The sequence below is a fragment of the Umbribacter vaginalis genome (genome assembly GCA_001552935.1).
Taxonomy (GTDB): domain Bacteria; phylum Actinomycetota; class Coriobacteriia; order Coriobacteriales; family Eggerthellaceae; genus Berryella; species Berryella vaginalis.
In genome coordinates this window covers 618-3,504 of the sequence record KQ959698.1, presented here as the reverse complement: position 1 = coordinate 3,504, position 2,887 = coordinate 618, and the positions used below count along the sequence as shown (strand labels likewise).

Sequence of the window (2,887 nt, the reverse complement as noted above, 5' to 3'; positions counted from 1 at the left end):
TTTTTACTTCATTGTGTACTCTAACGGCGGAGATCAAGCTGAGCTTGGTTTGAATCGTGTTGTTGTTGAATGGGAAAATGTTGGACATGTAGACTTGCAAAAAGAATCTGCTAATCATGAAATCTCCGACAATAATCCCTGCTATTCCTTAAAAGGCGCACAATACGGCTTATACGCATCGCGCGATGACGCTGTTAATGGTACAAATCCTGTACGTACACTCACTACTGATGAGGGTGGATACGCAAAAGAAGAAAACCTCAAATGCGGTACGTATTACGCAAAAGAGATCAAGCCATCTCCAGGATATTTACTTGATGAAAATGAGCCATATGTTGTAACGGTTAAGCCTAATGAAACAACCCGTGTAAATGACTATACGGTAAAAGAGATGCCAGGAGATGACCCTATCGGCGTTCTTGTGGCTAAAAAGGATGCCGATTCAGGAGAGTTCAAAGGACAAGGTGACGGTACGCTTTTTGGTGCTGAGTTTACCTGCGAATTTTATCCAGGATACTTTGATAGCGCGGATGCTGCTCGTGCAAGCGGTAAACCTGCACGCACGTGGGTTTATGCTACGGATGAAAAGGGTATTGTCGATATTCAGGATGGAACTCCTGTGCGTGGCGATGAATTTTTTAAAAACTCTCATGGCAAGAAAACATTCCCCTTTGGTACATACGTCTACTATGAAACCAAAGCACCTACAGGGTATCTTTTACCTGATAATCCTACTATGTTTGTAACGCGCGTTGTGTATGATGCAGATAGCCCGATTTTTAGACGGATTGAGGGAGATGTGTTCCCAACAGAGGGTAACCTTGGTACATCTACTACCGTACAAAAAGAAAAAGCCATTTATGGTGGTGTAACGGTAGAAAAACGCGATGATGATACACGCGAGAGTAATGCACAAGGCGATGCAACTCTTGAGGGCATTACGTATGAAATCGTTAATCGCTCGTATGGCTCTGTAGTGACCAGTGACGGCGTTGTACACGCACCGAATACCGTATGCGAGCAAATTACTACACGCAAGGATGGCACACGCTACATCGCTACAACAAATAAACTCCCATATGGTGACTATGAGATCTATGAGCTTTCTGCAAATAACTCATATCACAAATGCGATTTCACGCGTGAGTTTTCTATTCACGAAAACGGTGAGCAGATCATCTATCAAAACGAAAATGCAAGTTATAACAGCGTTTTTCGTGGTGGTCTTGCAGTAGGTAAGATTGATAGAGAGCGTCAAGAGCATATCGCGCGAGGAGATGCTACTCTTGAAAATTGCGAATTTAGTATCTTTAATGCATCCGCAGCAGATGTTGTGGTGAATGGTACACGCTACAAACCAGGCGACTGGATTATGACGATCAATACCAATGCAGATGGTATTGCACAAACGCCATCCAACCTTTTGCCTTATGGTACATATAAGGTAAAAGAAAGTGCAGAGCCTGATGGTTACCTGCTTAATTACGACTGGTCAACTTTGGTAGAAGTACACGAAGATGGCAAAATTACCGATGCAACCTCAGTTGCACAAAGCGCTCCTAACCAGGTGAAACGTGGCGACATTAGTGTCGTTAAAGCGGATGCTGAGCTGGGAGAAAGCTATGCACAAGGCGATGCTACTCTTGAGGGTATTACCTATGAAATCACAAACAAATCACGCCAGGCGGTTATGGTTGATGGTAAAGTGTATCAGCCAGGAGAGGTGTGCGATAGAATCACAACACACTATGATGGCACACGCTACATTGCAAAAATGCCTGAACGTCGTCTTGCGTACGGTACATATACCGTCCGTGAAGTAAAATCTAATGGTACATACTTAAACGATGGTTACGAAAAGACTGTTACGATTGATGATGAAAATCAGCATGTCGAGCTAGCAGATCTCCTGGTATGGAGTGAGGATACCGTCTGCAAAGGTGGTGTGCGCCTTGGTAAAGCAGATGCAGAAACTGGCAGTAATATTGCGCTTGGTGGTGCAACGCTTGGCGGTGCTGAGTTCTGCATCACGAACAAATCACGCAATGACGTGGTAGTTGATGGCACACGCTACAAGCCAGGTGAAGTGTGCAAGGTAATTTATACCGAGCGCGATGGCGTGGCACAAACAAGTGCAAACGCGCTTCCGTATGGTACATATGAAGTTCACGAAACAAAAGCGCCTTTAGGCTATCTTATCAATTCAAAATGGACACGCACTTTCCAGGTACGCGCAGATGGTCAAGTTGCCAACTTCTTTAATACACGCGATATTATCGCTGAACAGGTGAAACGTGGCGATTTTTACTTCTTAAAGAAGGACGACACAACGCAGCGCCCCCTTGGCGGTATTCCGTTTGCAATTACTTCTATGACTACAGGTGAGCGCCATATCGTTATGAGTGATCAAAATGGCGTTGTAGACACTCGCGCCTATCCGCACAGCTTTAATACCAACGCCTGTGACAAGGCACTAAACGCCAAAGGCGAACTTGATGTATCTAAACTCACAGCGGAGAGTGGTGTGTGGTTTAGTGGACAAAAGACCAACGGCGCACATGTCAATGATGCCAAAGGTGCACTTGTCTATGATACCTACTTTGTACAAGAGTTAGTTGTTCCAGCTAATTATGGTAAAAAGCTTGTAAGTTTCCCTGTGTATATCCAGCGTGATAAAAAATGCGTTGATTTAGGCACAGTGTTTAATAAGCCAGGTGAGCGCATCTCCTCTGAACTTCGCAGCGAGGGCTTAACGCACACAGCTGCACTTGATCACAAAGCGCATTTTATAGACACTGTTACATTTGAAAACTTAAACATTGGTGAGAAGTATGTACTTGAGGGTGTATTAGTAGACGCATCGGATAATACGTTCATTGAGGGTAAA

At 44.3% G+C, this 2,887-nt stretch carries 1 protein-coding gene; it reads left to right on the top strand.

The window, feature by feature from the left end:
- Window positions 1-2,887, top strand: a 2,887-nt coding sequence (locus tag HMPREF3190_RS07635) for a SpaA isopeptide-forming pilin-related protein (RefSeq protein WP_449676214.1), incomplete at both ends; no start/stop codon positions are given.